General features: G+C 68.2%; 17 protein-coding genes. 7 read left to right on the forward strand and 10 right to left on the reverse strand.

What is annotated here, in order from left to right; genetic code table 11:
• Positions 1 to 140 precede the first annotated feature (140 nt).
• The 3 genes from ffh (at position 141) to DACI_RS07580 (ending at position 2,681) form a co-directional block, all read left to right on the forward strand.
• Positions 141 to 1,535 carry a signal recognition particle protein gene (gene ffh / locus DACI_RS07570; RefSeq protein WP_012203439.1) on the forward strand — a complete coding sequence of 465 codons (1,395 nt, stop codon included), beginning with the start codon at positions 141 to 143 and terminating at the stop codon, positions 1,533 to 1,535.
• Positions 1,536 to 1,641: 106 nt separating this feature from the next.
• Positions 1,642 to 2,196, forward strand: coding sequence for a C40 family peptidase (locus DACI_RS07575; RefSeq protein ID WP_012203440.1), 555 nt, complete (start codon positions 1,642 to 1,644; stop codon positions 2,194 to 2,196).
• Positions 2,197 to 2,276: 80 nt separating this feature from the next.
• Positions 2,277 to 2,681 (forward strand): helix-turn-helix domain-containing protein, encoded by a 405-nt coding sequence (locus tag DACI_RS07580; RefSeq protein WP_012203441.1) that lies wholly within the window; start codon positions 2,277 to 2,279, stop codon positions 2,679 to 2,681.
• Positions 2,682 to 2,729: 48 nt separating this feature from the next.
• On the opposite strand, the gene DACI_RS07585 is transcribed toward DACI_RS07580, so the two are convergent.
• The 9 genes from DACI_RS07585 to modA all read right to left on the reverse strand — a co-directional run bounded on the left by DACI_RS07585 (position 2,730) and on the right by modA (position 12,831).
• The gene (locus tag DACI_RS07585; RefSeq protein WP_012203442.1) at positions 2,730 to 3,404 is read right to left on the reverse strand and encodes a DUF1266 domain-containing protein; all 675 of its coding nucleotides are present in this window, start codon (positions 3,402 to 3,404) and stop codon (positions 2,730 to 2,732) included.
• Complete coding sequence (locus DACI_RS07590; protein WP_043780853.1) at positions 3,401 to 4,669, reverse strand: hypothetical protein; 1,269 nt, start codon at positions 4,667 to 4,669, stop codon at positions 3,401 to 3,403. The genes DACI_RS07585 and DACI_RS07590 overlap by 4 nt, the downstream gene beginning before the upstream one ends.
• Positions 4,666 to 6,954 (reverse strand): tetratricopeptide repeat protein, encoded by a 2,289-nt coding sequence (locus DACI_RS07595; protein WP_043780855.1) that lies wholly within the window; start codon positions 6,952 to 6,954, stop codon positions 4,666 to 4,668. Before DACI_RS07595 ends, DACI_RS07590 begins: the two co-directional genes overlap by 4 nt.
• A 203-nt stretch (positions 6,955 to 7,157) precedes the next feature.
• On the reverse strand, positions 7,158 to 8,486 hold the full coding sequence (gene miaB / locus DACI_RS07600) for a tRNA (N6-isopentenyl adenosine(37)-C2)-methylthiotransferase MiaB (protein WP_012203445.1): 1,329 nt from the start codon (positions 8,484 to 8,486) through the stop codon (positions 7,158 to 7,160).
• Positions 8,487 to 8,653: 167 nt separating this feature from the next.
• Positions 8,654 to 9,052, reverse strand: a complete 399-nt coding sequence (locus DACI_RS07605; protein WP_043783237.1) for a hypothetical protein — start codon at positions 9,050 to 9,052, stop codon at positions 8,654 to 8,656.
• A 73-nt stretch (positions 9,053 to 9,125) separates the two neighbouring features.
• On the reverse strand, positions 9,126 to 10,058 hold the full coding sequence (gene fdhD / locus DACI_RS07610; protein WP_012203447.1) for a formate dehydrogenase accessory sulfurtransferase FdhD: 933 nt from the start codon (positions 10,056 to 10,058) through the stop codon (positions 9,126 to 9,128).
• A 52-nt stretch (positions 10,059 to 10,110) separates the two neighbouring features.
• Positions 10,111 to 11,241 carry a molybdenum ABC transporter ATP-binding protein gene (gene modC / locus DACI_RS07615; protein ID WP_012203448.1) on the reverse strand — a complete coding sequence of 377 codons (1,131 nt, stop codon included), beginning with the start codon at positions 11,239 to 11,241 and terminating at the stop codon, positions 10,111 to 10,113.
• Complete coding sequence (modB, locus tag DACI_RS07620; RefSeq protein ID WP_012203449.1) at positions 11,238 to 11,918, reverse strand: molybdate ABC transporter permease subunit; 681 nt, start codon at positions 11,916 to 11,918, stop codon at positions 11,238 to 11,240. Before modB ends, modC begins: the two co-directional genes overlap by 4 nt.
• A 151-nt stretch (positions 11,919 to 12,069) precedes the next feature.
• Positions 12,070 to 12,831, reverse strand: a complete 762-nt coding sequence (gene modA / locus DACI_RS07625) for a molybdate ABC transporter substrate-binding protein (RefSeq protein ID WP_043780858.1) — start codon at positions 12,829 to 12,831, stop codon at positions 12,070 to 12,072.
• Between the two features lie 103 nt (positions 12,832 to 12,934).
• Here modA and DACI_RS07630 point away from each other — a divergent pair, with 103 nt between their 5' ends.
• The 3 genes from DACI_RS07630 to DACI_RS07640 all read left to right on the forward strand — a co-directional run bounded on the left by DACI_RS07630 (position 12,935) and on the right by DACI_RS07640 (position 14,746).
• The gene (locus DACI_RS07630; RefSeq protein ID WP_043780860.1) at positions 12,935 to 13,762 is read left to right on the forward strand and encodes a TOBE domain-containing protein; all 828 of its coding nucleotides are present in this window, start codon (positions 12,935 to 12,937) and stop codon (positions 13,760 to 13,762) included.
• A 199-nt stretch (positions 13,763 to 13,961) separates the two neighbouring features.
• Positions 13,962 to 14,237: a hypothetical protein gene (locus DACI_RS07635; protein ID WP_012203452.1), complete on the forward strand. Its 276-nt coding sequence runs from the start codon at positions 13,962 to 13,964 to the stop codon at positions 14,235 to 14,237.
• Between the two features lie 98 nt (positions 14,238 to 14,335).
• Complete coding sequence (locus DACI_RS07640; RefSeq protein WP_043783239.1) at positions 14,336 to 14,746, forward strand: hypothetical protein; 411 nt, start codon at positions 14,336 to 14,338, stop codon at positions 14,744 to 14,746.
• 94 nt (positions 14,747 to 14,840) lie between these two features.
• Here DACI_RS07640 and DACI_RS07645 read toward each other — a convergent pair whose 3' ends face one another.
• Entirely contained in the window at positions 14,841 to 15,998 is a 1,158-nt protein-coding gene (locus DACI_RS07645; RefSeq protein ID WP_224986381.1) for an MFS transporter, read from the reverse strand.
• A 727-nt stretch (positions 15,999 to 16,725) separates the two neighbouring features.
• On the opposite strand from DACI_RS07645, the gene DACI_RS07650 reads away from it, so the two are divergent.
• On the forward strand, positions 16,726 to 17,922 hold the full coding sequence (locus DACI_RS07650) for an imelysin family protein (RefSeq protein WP_043780863.1): 1,197 nt from the start codon (positions 16,726 to 16,728) through the stop codon (positions 17,920 to 17,922).
• The last annotated feature ends 38 nt before the right edge of the window (positions 17,923 to 17,960 follow it).

The following is a 17,960-nucleotide window of genomic DNA, read 5'->3' on the forward strand; positions in this document are numbered from 1 at the left end:
TACCCCGGCAGGGGCAGCGGGTAGAATCATCGGGATCTGCAGGGTCCGTGCCGCGACCCGGCCCCACTTGGCCACCTGGCCCCGGCTGGCTCGCTGCAGCACACCTTTTCCTTTCCGACGACTCCAGTTCCTCCCCGCTTATGGCCTCCGCTCTGACCGACAAACTTTCGCGACTCGTCAAGGAGATGCGCGGCCAGGCCCGCATCACCGAATCCAACGTGCAGGACATGCTGCGCGAAGTGCGCATGGCCCTGCTCGAGGCCGACGTGGCCCTGCCCGTGGTGCGCGACTTCGTTGCGCGCGTCAAGGAAAAGGCGCTGGGCCAGGAGGTGCTGGGCTCGCTGCAGCCGGGCCAGCTGCTGGTGTCCATCGTCAACAAGGAACTCGCCGCCACCATGGGCGAGGGCGTGGCCGACATCAACCTCAACGCCCAGCCGCCGGCCGTCATCCTGATGGCCGGCCTGCAGGGCGCCGGCAAGACCACGACCACGGCCAAGCTGGCCAAGCACCTGATCGAGCGGCGCAAGAAGAAGGTGCTCACCGTGTCGGGCGACGTGTACCGCCCCGCCGCCATCGAGCAGCTCAAGACCGTGACCGCCCAGGCCGGTGCCGAGTGGTTCCCCTCCACGCCCGACCAGAAACCCCACGACATCGCCGTGGCCGCGCTGGACTACGCCAAGCGCCACTTCTTTGACGTGCTGCTGGTCGATACGGCCGGCCGCCTGGCCATCGACGAGCTGCTGATGGCCGAGATCAAGGATCTGCACGCCACGCTCAAGCCGGTCGAGACCCTGTTCGTCGTCGATGCCATGCAGGGCCAGGATGCGATCAACACGGCCAAGGCCTTCAAGGAAGCGCTGCCCCTGACCGGCATCGTGCTGACCAAGCTCGACGGCGACTCGCGCGGTGGCGCGGCGCTGTCGGTGCGGCAGATCACGGGCGCCCCCATCAAGTTCGCCGGCGTGTCCGAGAAGATCGACGGCCTGGAGGTGTTCGACGCCGACCGCCACGCGCAGCGCGTGCTGGGCATGGGCGACATCGTGGCCCTGGTCGAGCAGGTCACCAAGGGCGTGGACATGGAGGCCGCGCAGAAGCTGGCCGAGAAGGTCAAGAGCGGCGACGGCTTCGACCTCAACGACTTCCTGGCCCAGATCCAGCAGATGAAGCAGATGGGCGGCCTGTCCAACCTCATGGACAAGCTGCCGGCCCAGCTCACGGCCAAGGCCGGCCAGGTGGACATGGACAAGGCCGAGCGCGAGATCCGCCGCAAGGAAGGCATCATCTGCTCCATGACCGCCAAGGAGCGCAAGAAGCCCGAGATCATCAAGGCCACGCGCAAGAAGCGCATTGCCGACGGCGCGGGCGTGCAGGTCCAGGAAGTCAACCGCCTGCTCAAGGAGTTCGAGCAGATGCAGGAGATGATGAAGAAGATGAAGGGCGGCGGCCTCATGAAGATGATGAAGCGCATGGGCGGCATGAAGGCCATGAAGGGAATGATGGGCGGTGGCGGCGGCATGCCCAAGCTCCCGTTCTGATGGGCACCGCCTGAGCCGCCTGGCCGCGCGCTGTTTCCCGCCAAGCCGCAGCGCAGCCTGCGGCTTTTCTTTTGGCCGCGAGGGCTTTGTGAGAACATGCAGCGCCATGAAGGCTGGTGTTTCGACTTCCCTTGCGGTGTCTCCGGTGACCGGGGCGCGGCTCTCGCGCCGTGACTGGGGTCTGCTGGCGGCCGCCGTGCTGCTGGCTGGCTGCTCTTCCGCTCCGCGCAAAGGCTCGGGCCCGGCGCCGGTGCCTTCGCCGCAGGCGCTCAATCTGGACGGCGAATTGCGCGAGGCCTTGCTGGCGCGCACCATGCTTGTGGTCAACACGCCCTATACCTATGGCGGCAATTCGCCCGAAGGCGGTTTCGACTGCAGCGGCCTGATCCAGTGGGCCGTGGGCGGCATCACCGAAAACCGCCTGCCGCGCACCACGGCGCAGTGGGCGCAGTTCAGCAATCCCGTGGGCAGCCGCAGCCTGCAGCGCGGCGACTTCGTGTTCTTCAACACCCTGGGCGCGCGCTATTCGCACATGGGCATCTTCGTGGGCAACGGCCAGTTCGTGCATGCACCGTCCAGCGGCGGCACGGTGCAGCGCGTGCGCATGGACAACACCTATTTCGCCAAGCGCTTCACCGAGGCGCGCAGCATCTTCGCCTGAACGCTGGCCGGGCGACGGGTTTGAGCCGGGTCTTCAATCGATGAGTCAATCAAGATTCCAGGGAAATCCAGGGTGTCGGAATGCGTAACAAGCTCGAATTCGCACTGCGCCTGCGCCAGGCCATCGAGGCTGCGGGACTGGAGCCCCGGCCCAGCGTGCTTCTGAAGCTGTTCAATTCCAGTTACTGGGGGCCGCCGATCTCATTCCAGGCGGTCTCGCGCTGGCTGAACGGCGAGGCCGTTCCCGAGCAGGACAAGCTGGTGCTGCTGGCGGGTTTGCTCGAGGTCGAGCCCGATGTGTTGCGCTATGGCGAGTCGGCCCACCGGTCCCCGCCGTCCCTGCCGTCGCCGCTCGAATGCCAGGAGCCGGGCGTGGGCTATCTCGAACGCGAAACCTTCGATGCCTTTCTGAAGCTGCCCGCGCCTCAGCGCCAGGTGGTGCGGGAGGTGATCCTCACCTTCGCCAAGGTGCATGGCGAAGGCTGAGCACCGGGCAGGGCAGGAAGGGCAGGCGGCGCACCCGCCTGGCGGCAGTCACCGGACGGCCTGCTGCTGCCAGGGCATGGCATGCCAGGGGTGGCGCGGATCGGCCACCCACTGCTGCACTTGCTCGGGCGTCACGCTGCACCCCAGCACGTCGGCGCGGCCACGGGCCAGCCACTGGCTGCGGCCGCGTGCGTAGGCCTGGCCGAAGGCCTGCCAGCTGTCAAAGCAGTCCCGCGCGCGGCATGCGTTCAGGTGCAGGATCTGCTGGTGCAGGGCCTCGTCCACCCAGCCCAGCAGCCAGGCGCAGCGCACATGGAAGGCCACGCGCGCGCAGGCAAAGGCCATGGCGGCATGGGGATCGTCACCGGCCTGCAGGCGCTGCAGGTCCAGCGTGAACCAGCGCTGGCGCAGGCCGTCGGGCAACTGGCGCGCGATCTGGGCATCGTCCAGGTCGGTGCGCAGGCCCAGGTGGTGCAGCACCATGGGGCGCAGCTGGGTGGTCAGGGCGGAGTCGGCGCCGTTGAGCTGCCGGTCCGCAAAGCCGCCCTGAATGGCGTGAAAGGCCATGGGATGGGCCAGGGCCAGGGCCCAGTCCAGTGCGGCGTCACCGCTGCGGTAGCTGCTGAAGTCGCCGCGTTGGCGCGACGCACGCATGCGCCGCAGGCCGGCGCGCACTGCCCACCAGACCAATGCAGACAGCACAACAAGGGTGAAGGCGTTCATCGCGGATTTCCTGTCCTGCCCGGTGTTCCCGGTGTTGCCGGTGATCCCGCCCGGCGGCGCGCCAGCTCCAGCGACTGCTGCAGGGCCGTGCTGCGCGGCATGCGCTCGAAGGCGGGCACGGGCACGGTGTCGCGGCGTGCCGCGACCAGCCATTGCATCAGGGGCGACCGGATGTCCAACTGCTCCAGCAGTGCCGGGTGGGACTGCAGCAGCCACAGCTGCTCGGCCTCGGTGTGCAGCTCGCTGGCCGCGCACCAGGCAGCCGCGCTGCCCGTGGCCAGCAGCTGTGCCGGTCGGCGCACGATGCCCATGGCCAGGGCGTCCGCCGGCGCCTCGCCGTCGGTATCGAGGTGATTGAGCAGGGCCAGCACATCAGCCAGGTAGCGCGCAATCGGCGGGCGGTTCTGCTTGCCCTTGATCTGGTCGATGCGCAGCCGCCCGTCGTCCCGAACCTGGGCGCTGACGGTGATGCGCGGCTGGGCCGTGCCCGTGCGGTAGCTGAACAGCCGCAGCCGGCCCTGCTCGCAGGCTTCGGCGTAGTGCTCGCCATAGCCGCCGCGCAGTGCGCCGCGCTCGCTGAACTGGCCCAGGCAGTGGCGCATCATCTGGCTTTCATAGGCCATTTCGGCGCGCAGGTCCGGGCTTTGGGCATCGAATTCGACGAAGACACCCAGCTGGCCACGCAGCAGCGGGCGCACGGCGCCGGGCCGGTGCTCGGCCCAGCCGCTGTCGCTTCTCCGGGCGAAGGCCAGGTGCTCCAGCGTCCAGCGCGCCAGCGCCTGCGGGCAGTTGATGCGCTGCAGCTTGCCCTCCAGCGCGGTGCCGCGCCGGGTGGACAGGAACTCCAGCAGCCGGCTCTCCAGCGCCAGCAGGGGGGCGCTGTCGGGCTCCACCCACCACAGCGGCGCGCTGTCGGGCTCCACCCACCACAGCGGCGCGCTGCCATCGGCCGCCGGCCTGTCCGGCGATAGAGGCTGGCGGGCCGCATGTTCGCGCAGGCGCTCCAGCGCCCAGGCGGCAGGCTCGGCGCGCCGGTGCAGGCGCAGCAGCTCGGCCTGCGTGGACACGGGCTGCACGGCAGGCGGATCGGCGTCGAGGTTGCCGATCACATGGCGGTAGAAGTGGTTGGCCAGCCAGGCGGCGATCTCCTCGCTGTCGCCGCGTGCAGCGCTGCGCTCGCGGATGCGCTGCTTGATGGCCGGCGCATTGACCACGTCGCGCGGCCGATAGGCACTGGCGGCGTTGGCACCGGCGCCCGGGTTCACCACAGCTTCCACCAGGGCTTGCTGTCCGAGCGCAGCTTGAGGCAGCGCTTGAGGCCGTCCTTTGCCATCCTGTGCTCGGCCTCGCCGTCGTCGGGCGTGAGCTTGGCGATGGCCTCGCGGTGCAGGGCCACGGCCTGGTCGATGGGGCCGCAGCTTTCCATGGCGCAGGCCAGGCGGCGCAGCGTGTAGCACTCGCCCAGGGCGCGCACTTCGGGCAGCAGGGCGTCCAGGCGCGGGCGCACCAGTTCGCCATGGTTTTCGGAGAAGAAGTCGAGCAGGGACATCAGCGAGGCCAGGTAGTCGCGCCGCTGTTCGCGCTGGTCGTCCTCGTCCAGTTCCTCGAACCACTGGTCCAGGCGCTCCAGCCAGATGCCGATTTCGCCTGCGCGGCCCAGCTGGTAGAGCGCCAGCGCCGCGCTGGGGAAGTAGTCCGTGGGGCAGTGGCGGCTGTAGCCGTAGTCCTGGGTGAAGTGCCACAGCTGCTCGGCCGCCGTGACGATGCCGGGGCGGTCGTCACGGCGGATGGCGCACCACAGCAGGCCGTCGTGGTGTTCGGCAAAGGGGCTGCTGGACAGGCCCTTGTGGTGCAGGGCCGCCGCCTCGTCATAGCGCTGCTGCGAGCGGTACTTGATGGCCAGGTTGTTGCAGAGCATGGAGTAGACGTGCAGGTGCGCGTCCTTGTACCGGCCCTGGCCGGTGGCCCAGAAGGCCTCGAAGCGGGCCAGGCCCTCTTCGTAGTAACGCTGCACCAGCGGCTCGCGCACCTCGTCGCCCGGCACCTGCCGGCCTTCGCCCATGAGGGCGGCCAGGTCGTCCTCGTCGTCCAGGGTCACGCCCGCTGCATAGCACCAGTGGGCGCCATGGCCCTGCGCAAAGGGGCGCTGCAGCGCCTGCGCGGCGGGCAGCACGGCGAAGCGCGCGGCCCAGAGCATGGGCAGCAGCTCGGAGTTGGCGTGCCGGGGCTGGTCGGTCACGCCGCGCTCCAGCAGAGGCAGGGCCTGCTCCCATTGGCGGTCCTTGGCCAGGCGCCAGCCGTCGATCAGGTCCAGCAGAGGGTGGCCGGGCGCCTGGGTGCGCGCCAGGGCCAGGTAGTCGTCGGCGCTGCGCGGAGCAGCCGGGCTGTCTTCCAGGATCTCCTGCATGTCGGAATCCAGTCCCGCCCAGGCCAGGATCAGCGCCCAGGCCGGTGCATGGGCGGTGTCGCTGTCCACTCTGCGCAAGGCCAGTTCATAGCCCTGACGGGCCGATCCGGGGCGGCTGTGCAGCACGCTTTCCAGCGCCAGGTCCGCCGCATCGGCCAGGCGCCCCGCCTCTTCCAGCCACTGCAGCACCAGGCCGCTGAAGGCATCGTCGGAGTCATCCACCAGGCCGAAGCGGCCCAGCGCAGCCAGCTGCAGCGCGGCCTCGGGCTGGCCCATGGCATGGCAGGCCATGGCCTGCAGCCGGGCCGCATGGACCTTGCGGTGCGTGCGCACCGCCTGCGATGCGGCGGGGCTTTCGGTGCGGGCCAGGTGCTGCTCCGCCGCCATGAGCACGGCCGGAACGCTTTGCGGGGCCAGCGGCAGGACCTCGCGCGCGAGGTGCAGCCAGTCGTCGAAGTCCACGTTCTGCTCTGCATCGGCCTGGGTCAGCAGCGCCGTGGCGGCCTGCACCTGGCGCACGGTGGCGGGCACATCGCCGCGCAGGCGGGCCAGCTCGGCCTTGCGCAGGCAGGCACGCGCGTCGCGGCGCGCGGGGGAGGCCTCGCCATCCGGATCGCTGCGTTCGTGGCTGCGCTGCAGGTCCACGCCTTGCTCGGCCAGTTCCCAGGCCTGGGCTTCGCGGGCCAGGTAGTGCCAGCCGTTCCAGTAGCGGTAGGGCTCGCCGGTGTGCGGCAGCCGGCCCATGAGATCGGCAGCGGGCGCGAGCAGGGCCACGCCGCCTTCACGGTCAAAGCGCAGCCGGCTCTGGATGTCGCTGAGCGCCAGGCTGGCCGTGGCCAGCAGGTGGTTGTCGCCCTGCAAGGGCTGCAGCGTGGCAGCGCGGTGTTCGCGCAGCAGTGCGTTGGCGGTTTCGGGCCGTTCCAGGTCCAGCCAGAGATCGTGCAGACGCTCCAGCTCGCCCACCGTGGCCGGGGCGAAGCGCTGCTGCGAGAGCAGCTCCATGACGGCCGCCTGGCGTTCGGCCGGGGCGATGGGGCTGGCATCATCCTCCTGCTGCAGCAGGTCGTGCGCCTGGTCCATGAAGGCATGCAGGGCTTCGCCCTCAAGGACGGCCTGGGCGGTGGCGGGCTGGGAGGTGTTCATGGAATCGATAGCAAGCAAGCGAAGCTGGAAAAGCCATGCAGGCCGACGGACCTCAGGGCGGCGACCCCGCGATGCTAGCGGGCCAGCCGGCACCATGCCAGAGTGGTCGGGCTGTTTTCACGTCCTGTTACATGCAAAAAAGCCCGGCATTGCCGGGCTTTGGTTACGCAGGAGGTCGCTGGGCCGCCGGGGCCGGGTTGGGCTCAGTGGCGCACCACGACTTCGCCGCGCAGCGTGAAGGTGCGGGCCTCGGTGATCTTCACATCGATCATCTGGCCGATCAGGCGTTCGTTGCCCGGGAAATTGACCACGCGGTTGCACTCGGTGCGGCCCATGAGTTCGCTGCCATCGCGCTTGGACAGGCCTTCCACCAGCAGGCGCTGCACCGTGCCCACGCGCTCGTCGCTGATGTCCTTGATGTTGTTGTTGATCACGGCCTGCAGCTCCTGCAGGCGGCGCAGCTTGACCTCGTGCGGCGTGTCGTCGTGCAGGTTGGCGGCCGGCGTGCCGGGGCGGGGGCTGAAGATGAAGCTGAAGCTGTTGTCGAAGCGCACGTCGTGGATGAGCTTCATCATCTTCTGGAAGTCTTCCTCGGTCTCGCCGGGGAAGCCCACGATGAAGTCGCTGCTCATGGCCATCTCGGGCCGGATGGCGCGCAGCTTGCGGATGGTGCTCTTGTATTCCATGGCCGTGTAGCCGCGCTTCATGGCCATGAGGATCTTGTCGCTACCATGCTGCACGGGCAGGTGCAGGTGGCTGACCAGCTTGGGCAGCCGAGCGTAGGCCTCGATCAGGCGCGGCGTGAACTCGTTGGGGTGGCTGGTGGTGTAGCGGATGCGCTCGATGCCGGGGATCTCGGACACGTACTCCAGCAGCAGGGCAAAGTCGGCGATCTCGGCCGTGTCACCCATCTTGCCCAGGTAGGCGTTGACGTTCTGGCCCAGCAGCGTGACTTCCTTCACGCCTTGGTCGGCCAGGCCGGCGACCTCGATCAGCACGTCCTCGAACGGGCGGCTGACTTCCTCGCCGCGCGTATAGGGCACGACGCAGTAGCTGCAGTACTTGGAGCAGCCTTCCATGATGGAGACGAAGGCCGAGGAGCCTTCCACGCGCGCGGGCGGCAGGTGGTCGAATTTCTCGATCTCGGGAAAGCTGATATCGACCTGGGGCTTGTGCTTGGCGGCGCGTGCATTGAGCAGCTCGGGCAGGCGGTGCAGGGTCTGCGGGCCGAAGACCACGTCCACATAGGGCGCGCGCTTGATGATTTCCTCGCCCTCCTGGCTGGCCACGCAGCCGCCCACGCCGATGAGCACGCCGCGTTCCTTCAGGTGCTTGTAGCGGCCCAGGTCGCTGAACACCTTCTCCTGCGCCTTCTCGCGCACCGAGCAGGTGTTGAACAGGATCAGGTCGGCCTGCTCCGGGTCATCGGTGGATTCGTAGCCCTGGGCTGCGCCCAGCACATCGGCCATCTTGTCCGAGTCGTACTCGTTCATCTGGCAGCCGAAGGTTTTGATAAAGACTTTCTTGGACATGGTGGGGTTCCGTCAGGCAGCCGCCGCACTGCAAGCGGCGGTCTGCAAAAAATGAAGGTGGCTCGGCCAGGGGGCGGCGTGCCCCATGGCCGGGCCGCTGCGCCCCGCAAGGCGCGGGCCGCGTCAGCCGTGTACGTGCTGTGCGCTTGCTGTGGTGTGCGCGGTGCTCAGTTGAAGATGCGCTGCAGCATCGACTTGGGCTTGTAGTGCTTGTCGGCCTCGGCCTTGGTCAGGATCCAGGCCTGGTGCAGCCACTGCGTCTGCGGCTCGATCACATAGCCCACCACGAGCTTGCTGCCCTGGTAATTGATGGCCTGCACCAGCGTGCGTTCAGGGCTGAACAGGCGAAAGCCCGGACTGGTGCGAATGGTCTTGCCGTCGATCTCCACCTCGGGGAACTGGGTCACGACCAGCTCGCCGAACTGGGCCTGCGGCGGGAAATTGCGCGTCTCGTTGGACGGCAGGCCCTGCGCGGCCACGCCCAGGCTGGCGCAGGCCAGGCCGGCGAGCAGGGCGCCGGCACACAGGCGGCGGACGGGAGAGAAATGGGGCTTGCAGCGGTTCATGGTGTACATCCAGGGGCTGAACCCGCGATTCTACGAACTTGCCGCCGCGCAGGCGCGGCACTCGGGCATTGGTTCAGGTGCGGCCCGGCGCATACAGCACCGCCTTGGGCGGGCGGCACAGGCCCCAGAAGCGCAGGCCGATCAGTTCGGCCATCTGCACGCCCATGGCCGTGGGCGCGGAGATGGTGGCCAGGGCGGCGATGCCGACCTTGGCGCATTTGCGCACCAGCTCATGGCTGCCGCGGCTGGAGAGCACGACAAAGCCGGCCTCGCCCAGGCGGCCTGTGCGGGAGAGGCGGCCGACCAGCTTGTCCAGTGCGTTGTGGCGGCCCACGTCTTCGAGCACATCCGTCAGTTGCCCGTCCAGCCCTGCCCAGCCTGCGGCATGCACGGCGCCGGCTTCGGCGTTGAGCAACTGCAGCGGCGGCAGTGCCGCGATGGCTGCGCAGACGGTGTCGGCATCGACACGGGCGATCCAGTCGTGCGCGGGCAGCGGATCGAAGGACAGGTCCAGCGCCGCGAAGCTGTCCACGCCGCAGACACCGCAGCCCGTGCGCCCGCTCATGCTGCGGCGCCGGTCCTTGAGGCGGGCGAAGCAGCGCGAAGCCACGTCCAGCTGCACCTCGATGCCGTCCATGCCGGCCGGCAGGCCTGCGGCCTGTGCAGCCACGGTGCGCACCTCGATGCCGTAGCAGTCGGCAGCGCTGTCCAGAATGCCTTCGGTGAGCGCAAAGCCCAGCGCAAAGTCTTCCAGGTCCGAGGGCGTGCCCATCATCACGGCGTGAGAGATGCCATTGAACACCAGGGCGATGGGGACTTCGCTGGCCAGCACCTGCGGTTCGGCCTGGATGCTGACGGCGCCGCCTTCACCGAGCCGGTGGCGCGCCACCGCATGCGTGCGCAGCGCGGCAATGGCAGGCGGGGCGGCGCATGCAGCATCTGCTGCGCCGGGGCCTGCGTCTGGGGCGGGGACGGGTGCGGGGGCGTGTTCGGTGGTGGCGTTCATGGCGTGGGCCGCGCAGGCGGCTTCCGCATGATATCGGCGCCGCCGCGCGTGCTCAGTCCAGCAATGCCATGCCCTTGATCTGGGCGAAGACATGCATGCCCGGCGCAATGCCCAGCTGCCGGGCGGAATGCAGGGTGATGCGCGCCAGCAGGCGGGACGGGCCCAGCTGCAGCGAGACCATGACCTGGCCCGGGCCGTCCTCGCGCAGCTCCTGCACGGTGGCAGGCAGGATGTTGAGGATGCTGCTGTCTTGCGGGTGCTGCAGGCTCAGGCTCACATCGCGTGCCTGCACGCGCAACTGCACGGTTTCGCCGATGGGGCGCGGGCAGGCCATGACAAGACGCAGGCGCCCGCCATCGAAGCACAGCGTGCTCAGGTGTGCATCGGGATCGTGCTGCTGGACTTGTGCGCTGACCATGGCCGCTGCCGTGTCGCCCATGCTCAGGGGCAGGTCCAGCCGTGCCAGCAGCTCGCTGGTGGCGCCGGCGGCGACGATGCCGCCTGCCTTGAGCAGCACCAGGTGCTGGGCCAGGCGCGCGACCTCGTCGATGGAGTGGCTGACGTAGAGGACGGGAATGTCGAGTTCGCGGCGCAGCTGGTCCAGGTAGGGCAGGACCTCGGCCTTGCGCTGGGCGTCCAGCGCGGCCAGGGGCTCGTCCATCAGCAGCACCCGCGGGCTGGTGGCCAGCGCCCGCGCAATGGCCACGCGCTGGCGCTCGCCGCCCGACAGGGTGGAGGGCATGCGGTCCATCAGGTGGCCTATGCCCAGCAGGGACAAGGCCTGGTCCTGGGATACCTTGCGCCGTGCGGCCGGCGTGCGCCGCATGCCGTAGTCGATGTTGCGCCGCACGGTCAGGTGCGGGAACAGGCTGGCTTCCTGGAACACATAGCCCAGCGCACGGCGGTGCGTGGGCAGCCATTGGCTGGCCGCATCGTCCTGCCAGACCTCGCCGTTGACGGCGACGCGGCCGCGCGCGCGCTCCAGCCCCGCCAAGGCGCGCAGGCAGGTGGTCTTGCCGCAGCCCGAGGGGCCGAACAGGGCGGTGACGCCGCGCCCGGGCAGCTGCAGCTGCACGTCAAGGCGGAAGTCGGCACGCTCCAGCGCCAGGTTTGCGATGATTTCCGAGGAGGGATGGGAGTGCGCGGCGTCGGACATCCGGGAGGCAGAGAAGGCGGTCATCATGCGCGGCGCTCCTCACGCGGCTGCAACAGGTGCAGGGCCAGAAGAACCAGGAAGGAGAACACCACCATGCCGCCCGCCAGCCAGTGGGCGTGGGCGTACTCCATGGCCTCCACATGGTCGTAGATCTGTACCGAGACCACGCGCGTCACGCCGGGAATATTGCCGCCCAGCATCAGCACCACGCCGAACTCGCCCACGGTGTGCGCAAAGGTCAGCACGGCCGCCGTGATGAAGCCCGGCCGCGCCAGCGGCAGCGCCACGGTGAAGAAGCGGTCCAGCGGCCCCGCGCCCAGGCTGGCCGCAGCCTCCATGGGCCGCGTGCCCAGGGATTCGAAGGCGCGCTGCAGCGGCTGCACCGTGAACGGCATGGAATAGACCAGCGAACCGATGACCAGGCCCGGAAAAGTGAAGGGCAGGGTGCTCAGCCCCAGCGCCTGCGTCAGCTGCCCCACGGGGCCGTTGGGACCCATGGTCACCAGCAGGTAAAAACCGATCACCGTGGGCGGAAGCACCAGGGGCAGCGCCACCACGGCGCCAATCGGCCCGCGCCAGCGCGAGCGCGTATGCGCCAGCCACCAGGCCAGCGGCGTGCACAGCGTCAGCAGCACCACCGTGGTCACGCTGGCAAGTTTCAGCGTCAGCCGTATGGCGGCGTAGTCGTCGGCGGTAAGAATCATGCGGGAAGAATTCAGTGGTTCGCAGCGCTGTTGGATCTCACTCAACGCACGAAGCCGGCGCGGCCCGGCTCAGCGACGCTGAGCACGGGCCCGTGCCGGCCGACCCCTCCCCAGGAGAGAGGGAAGGCGCGCAAGCGCGCCTCAACAGGTGTCAGAAGCTATAGCCGTAGGAGCGGATGATGGCACGGGCCTTGTCGGCGCGCAGGTACTTGATCAGCTCGGCGGCGGCTTCGTTGTCCTTGCCGCTGTTGAGCACGATGGCGTCCTGGCGGATGGGCTCGTGCATGGAGCCGGGCACCTGCCAGGCCGAGCCTTCGCGCAGCTTGCCGTTTTCCATCACCTGCGACAGGGCCACAAAGCCCAGCTGGGCATTGCCCGTGGCCGCGAACTGGTAGGTCTGGGCAATGTTCTCGCCCATGACGATGCGCGGCTGCACCTGGGCCGTGATGCCCAGCTTGTTCAGCACTTCCATGGCTGCCGTGCCGTAGGGCGCGAGCTTGGGATTGGCCACGGCGATGTGCTTGTAGTCGCCGGTCTTGAGGACTTCGCCCTTGTCGTCCACATAGCCGGCCTTGGGGCTCCACAGCACCAGCTGGCCGATGGCGTAGGTGAAGCGCGAATCGGGCAGGCCGCGGCCTTCCTTGGCGATCTTCTCGGGCGTGGTGTCGTCGGCGGCCAGCAGGATCTGGAAGGGCGCGCCGTTGACGATCTGCGCATAGAACTTGCCCGTGGCGCCGAAGGACAGCAGGGCCTTGTGGCCGGTGTCCTTCTCGAACTCGGCGGCGATCTTCTGCATGGGCGCCGTGAAGTTGGCGGCGACGGCCACCGACACTTCGGCGGCCTGCGCGGCGGCCCAGCCCAACAGGGCAAGGGCGGCGAAGGCGGTGGCACGCAGGGGCTGGTTCACGTTCATGGGTCTCTCGCTATTCCGTTGGTGAATAGCGCAGTGTAACGACCTGAAAATGCGCATGCAGGGTGCAGGCGTTTTGCTTGGCGGGAAATAACGCTTGGCGGGCATGATGCTGCGCATGACTGCCGCAACCCCCGCTTCTCCCTCAGACCTGGTGCCCGCGCTGGGCCATGACCTGGCCGATCGGCGCATCGCCATCCTGCGGCATATCGCGGCAGGGCATTCGATTTCCCAGGCCGCGCGCGAGGCGGGTGTCAGCTACAAGGCGGCCTGGCAGGCGCTGGATGTGCTGACCAATCTGGCGGGCCGTGCCCTGGTGGAGCGCTCGGTGGGCGGCGCCGGCGGTGGTGGCGCGCGCATCACCGAGGCCGGGCAGTCCCTGCTGGCCATGGCCGATGCGCTGGAGCAGGCGCGCGCGCAGGTGCTGCAGCGCTTTGGCGGGCCCGCTGGCGTTTCTCCGGCGGCTCCCGGGCTGGGGCTGGGCCTGCGCACCAGCATGCGCAATCTGTGGCCTTGCCGGGTTGGTGCCCTGCAGGCGCAGGGCGCCCAGGTCCGCGTCTGGCTGCTGCCCGACGGCGGCGGGGATGCATCAGGCATTGCCGCACGCATCACCGAAGAAAGCGCCCAGTTGCTGGGCCTGGCGCCGGGCCTGCCCCTGATGGCGCTGTGCAAGGCCGCAGCCGTGCAGGTGCTGCCTTCGGCGCCACGCTCCGATGTGCATGCCCAGGCCAATGCCTGGCCCGCCCAGGTGCAGCGCGTGGCCCGGGCCGACAGGGCGGGGCCGCGTGAAGTGGTGGCACAACTGCCCTGGGGCGGTAGCGGCGTGGGTTACGCGGCCGAGCCGGCAGAGGGCGAGTCCTGGACCTTGCGCGCAGGGCGCAAGGTCTGGCTGACAGTGCCGGAGTCCGCCGTGGTGCTGGCCGTGGCTGATTGAGCGGGTGGAACGGATGGAGCGGATGGAGCGTTGAAGGAGCAGCAGCGCGTTGCGCATGCGCAGCAGTGGCTGCAGATTCGGACGGGTCTGATGGCGTATTCAGGGCGGTATACGAAGAATTGCGCCGCTGTGAAACCTGCGCGCTCTGGCGGCGCGGGCTTTTCTGGCGACCGAATCATCGAAACCTCCCTGGCCCTCCATGAGCATCCTGAAATTGCGCAGGCAAGAGAAAGTGGCGGTCTACACCGCCTTGCTGTGTTCCTTCATCGCGGCGTTCATCTTCTTCGCGTCCGAAGGTGTTGCTGACAGTTTTCGGCAGCGGCTGGATGCGCTGGCCATCTGCGCCGTCATCGGTGCGCTGGTGACCTGGTTCAATCACTGGTGGTTCCGGGTCTGGGGCTGGCATCTGGTGCCTGTGACCCTGCTGCTGTTTTATGCCGGCACGCTGGCCGCAGGGTGGCTGTTTGGCGGATGAAGGCGGTGAAAGCGGTGGTGTGGGAACCTGCTGCCACGCTTTGCATCGAAGATCCTTTTCGACTGCCTCACCAGGCCATCCACGGCCTTGCCCCTGCCATGAAGACCACCCTGTCCGCCGCCCTGATCTGCCTGTTCCTGTCCACCCCGGCCATGGCCCGTCCGCTGGACCCGGCGCCGCTGGACGCCTCGCAGTTCAACCTGGGGCTGGTCGGGTTCGCGGGCGAGATCTCGCCTGCGGAGCGGCACCTGGAGGCCATGCTCAGGCGGCCCGAGGCCAATGCCGTCCTGCTGTCGGTGATCGACGATCCGCGTCGATCTCCCGTGGCCAAGCTCTATGCGCTGTGCGGCCTCAAGCGCATGGGCAGCGGCGGCTACGAGGCCGCGCTGATCAAGCTGCGCGGCTTTGAGGGCCAGGTCTCCGTGATGCTGGGAGACCAGATGTTCCAGGAAGACATCCGCGAGGCGGCAGACCGCATCGAAAACCTGGAGTGCAGCGAAGGCGGTTGAGCCTGGGCACGCCGGTTGCCGGACAAAAAAAGAGCTGCCATCGGCAGCTCTTTGCATTGTGGGGCATCGTTCCGAGCCGGAGAATCTGAGCCGCTCAGGACAGCTCGCGTCCCTTGAGTTCGGGGATCAGGAAGGCCGTGGCCAGCATGTCCAGCACATAGATGGCCGCCAGCAGGGCGATCGCCACCTGGAACGAATAGCTCATGGCCAGCGCACCGATCACCACCGGGCCCAGTCCGCCCACGGCGCGGCCGATGTTGAACAGCACGTTCTGCGCGGTGGCGCGGGCCTCGGTGGGGTAGGCCTCGCTCATCACGGCGCCGTAGCCGCCCATCATGCCGTTGACGAACAGGCCCATGAGGGCCCCCGCCCAGAGCATGGCCGTGGGATCGGACAGCTGCGAATAGAGCACGACCATGATGACCGAGCCCAGCTGGAAGATCAGGAAGCTGGGCTTGCGTCCGATGCGGTCGGCCAGCTGGCCGAAGACCCAGATGCCGACCATCATTCCCACCACGGTCACGGCAGTCCATATCGAGGACTTGGTCAGGCTGAAGCCCAGTTGCTTGGACAGGAAGCTGGGCATCCAGATCATGATGCCGTAGTAGCCGAAGTTCTGGACCGAGGTCAGCACGATCACGCCCAGGCTGACCTTGGTCGTGGCGCGGTCCTTCACCAGCAGCTTCAGGCTTTGCAGCACCGGCACGCGGGCCGAGGGCGTGGCGGACTGCTGGCGCTTCACGAAGACTTCGGGCTCGTGCAGCTTGTTGCGGATCACCCAGGCCACCACGGCCGGTATCACGCCCACCAGGAACATGCCGCGCCAGCCGATGAGGGGCAGCAGCAGCGGCGTCAGCAGCGCCGCGCCCAGCACGCCCATTTGCCAGCCCAGGGCTACGTAGGACGAGACGCGGGCGCGGTGGCGTGCGGGCCAGGCCTCGGCGGCCAGTGCCATGCCGATGCCGAACTCGCCGCCCAGGCCGATGCCCGCAATCGTGCGGTAGGCCAGCAGGTCCCAGTAGCCCTGGGCGAAGGCGCACAGGCCCGTGAAGACTGCGAACAGCATGATGGTCCAGGTCAGCACGCGGATGCGCCCGTAGCGGTCGCTGAGCAGGCCGAAGAAGATGCCGCCGAACACGGCACCGATCAGCGTCCAGGTCACCAGCGAACCGGCCTGGCCCGGCGTGAGGTGCAGGTCGGCCGAAATGGCCGACAGCATGAAGCCCAGGATCAGCAGGTCGAAGCCGTCCATGGCATAGCCCACGGCCGAGCCGGCCAGGGCCTTCCAGCTGTAGCCGTTGACCTGGGTGGCATGTGTGCCGACATGCGTGTCTGTGCTGGCGCCGGCAGCATTGGCTGCGAGCGCCCCGGAGGAAGTGGTGGTCACGTGAAAATCCTTGAAAGCCAGGACGGCGCGCGCTCTCGCTGGGGAGCGGCACCACGCAAAACGCCTGCGCCGCCGGCTGGGCCGGCGTGCGGGCACGCTGCGCGTGTGCGGCATCCTGGAGTGGCGATGGGCACGGGAAATCCTGGTGGGAAAACAAGCTGGGCGGCCGGCATGCCGGGGCATGGCAGGGGCTGCGCGCAAAGACAGAGCGCAAGGTGCAGCGCCAAAAGACCGCTTCTGCAAAAAGCGAAAGCCCTGAAATCGGCCGGGCGATCAGGGCTTGGAGGCGGTGGGCAGGCCCTGCGAGGAGAGGGCGGCCCATGCGAGCGGGCGCAATGGTAAGGCAAGTCGCCAGCCAAGGCAAGCTGCGGGGCTTATGCCAGGGCGCTGGGTCTTTGGCCGGGGCGCCAAGGGGGCTCGTGCTAGGCTGGCGCCCGCTGCGGCCATTGCGCCGCTGGCGCGCCCCATTTCTGCCCGGGTCCGTCTATGACCTTGCTGCGCAGTGCGGCGATATCTCGCAGGTTTTGCCAATAAAAACAATTCTCATTACAGTTTGGCATTCCGAGTTCTCCAACCTCCGATCCTTTCTGCCATGCATCCCATCCTGATTGCAGCCGCCCTGGCCCTGGGCGCGGCCGCCCCGATGAGCCAGGCCGCAGCCGCCGGCACCGTTCAACAGCCCGTGAAGAAGAGCCTCTCCGTTGCGGAGGTGGTCAAGCATTACGGCACCCTGGTGCACGCCAATTACTCGGACTCCATCAGCTCCGCCAAGACCATGCAGAAAGCCATTGCGGCCTTTCTGGCGGCGCCCAGCGAGCAGGGCCTGAACCAGGCACGCAAGGCCTGGCTGGATGCCCGGGAGTACTACGGCCAGACCGAGGCCTTCCGCTTCTACGCCGGCCCCATCGACAACGATCAAGGCCCCGAAGGCCAGATCAACGCCTGGCCCATGGATGAGTCCTATGTGGACTATGTGGAAGGCAACCCCAACGCCGGCATCATCAACAACCGCAAGGAAGCCATCACGAAGAAGCGCCTGGCCGAGCTCAATGAGCATGACGGCGAGGAGAATGTTTCCACCGGCTGGCACGCCATCGAGTTCATGCTCTGGGGCCAGGACCTGAACGACAAGGGGCCGGGCGCGCGTCCGTACACCGACTTCGTCGATGGCAAGAAGTCCAATGCCGACCGCCGCCGCGAGTACCTGAAGGTGGTGACCGCGCTGCTGATCGAGGACCTGCAGTCCGTGGCCGACCAGTGGAAGCCCGGCTCGCCCAAGAACTTCCGCGCCCAGTTCGAGAAAAAGCCCGACGACGCGCTGCGCCGCATCTTCGTGGGCCTGGGTTCGCTGTCGCGCGGCGAGCTGGCCGGCGAGCGCCTGGAAGTGGCCCTGGCCAGCCGCGACCAGGAAGACGAGCACTCCTGCTTCTCGGACAACACGCACCGCGATGCGGTGACCAATGCCCAGGGCATCCTCAACGTCTGGCAGGGCAGCTACAAGCGCCTGGATGGCAGCGAGCTGCAAGGCCCGGGCATCAAGGACTGGGTGGCCTCCAAGGACAGCGCGCTGGCCGACAGGACCACGCGCCAGATCACGCAGTCGGTGCAGGCGGCCCAGGCCATTCCCGCGCCGTTCGACCAGGCCATACAGGGCGCACGCGACTCGGCCTCGCGCGCCAAGATCCAGGCCACCATCGACAGCCTGGTCCAGCAGAGCAAGGACCTGGTGGAGGCGGCCAATGCCGTCGGCATCACCCAGCTCAACCTGGTGGACCCCAAGGCCAACTAACGGAACATCCACGCCAGCGTCCATCCATTCCTGCGCCC

The sequence above is a fragment of the Delftia acidovorans SPH-1 genome (assembly GCF_000018665.1).
In the GTDB taxonomy this organism is placed as follows: domain Bacteria; phylum Pseudomonadota; class Gammaproteobacteria; order Burkholderiales; family Burkholderiaceae_C; genus Comamonas; species Comamonas acidovorans.

Coding starts and splice junctions, on each gene's coding strand:
- miaB (WP_012203445.1), bottom strand. CDS start 8,486: ATGTCCAAGAAAGTCTTTATCAAAACCTTCGGCTGCCAGATGAACGAG.
- DACI_RS07635 (WP_012203452.1), top strand. CDS start 13,962: ATGAGCATCCTGAAATTGCGCAGGCAAGAGAAAGTGGCGGTCTACACC.
- DACI_RS07630 (WP_043780860.1), top strand. CDS start 12,935: ATGATGCTGCGCATGACTGCCGCAACCCCCGCTTCTCCCTCAGACCTG.
- DACI_RS07650 (WP_043780863.1), top strand. CDS start 16,726: ATGCATCCCATCCTGATTGCAGCCGCCCTGGCCCTGGGCGCGGCCGCC.
- modA (WP_043780858.1), bottom strand. CDS start 12,831: ATGAACGTGAACCAGCCCCTGCGTGCCACCGCCTTCGCCGCCCTTGCC.
- ffh (WP_012203439.1), top strand. CDS start 141: ATGGCCTCCGCTCTGACCGACAAACTTTCGCGACTCGTCAAGGAGATG.
- fdhD (WP_012203447.1), bottom strand. CDS start 10,058: ATGAACGCCACCACCGAACACGCCCCCGCACCCGTCCCCGCCCCAGAC.
- DACI_RS07575 (WP_012203440.1), top strand. CDS start 1,642: ATGAAGGCTGGTGTTTCGACTTCCCTTGCGGTGTCTCCGGTGACCGGG.
- modC (WP_012203448.1), bottom strand. CDS start 11,241: ATGATGACCGCCTTCTCTGCCTCCCGGATGTCCGACGCCGCGCACTCC.
- DACI_RS07585 (WP_012203442.1), bottom strand. CDS start 3,404: ATGAACGCCTTCACCCTTGTTGTGCTGTCTGCATTGGTCTGGTGGGCA.
- DACI_RS07595 (WP_043780855.1), bottom strand. CDS start 6,954: ATGAACACCTCCCAGCCCGCCACCGCCCAGGCCGTCCTTGAGGGCGAA.
- modB (WP_012203449.1), bottom strand. CDS start 11,918: ATGATTCTTACCGCCGACGACTACGCCGCCATACGGCTGACGCTGAAA.
- DACI_RS07640 (WP_043783239.1), top strand. CDS start 14,336: ATGAAGACCACCCTGTCCGCCGCCCTGATCTGCCTGTTCCTGTCCACC.
- DACI_RS07605 (WP_043783237.1), bottom strand. CDS start 9,052: ATGAACCGCTGCAAGCCCCATTTCTCTCCCGTCCGCCGCCTGTGTGCC.
- DACI_RS07580 (WP_012203441.1), top strand. CDS start 2,277: ATGCGTAACAAGCTCGAATTCGCACTGCGCCTGCGCCAGGCCATCGAG.
- DACI_RS07645 (WP_224986381.1), bottom strand. CDS start 15,998: ATGGACGGCTTCGACCTGCTGATCCTGGGCTTCATGCTGTCGGCCATT.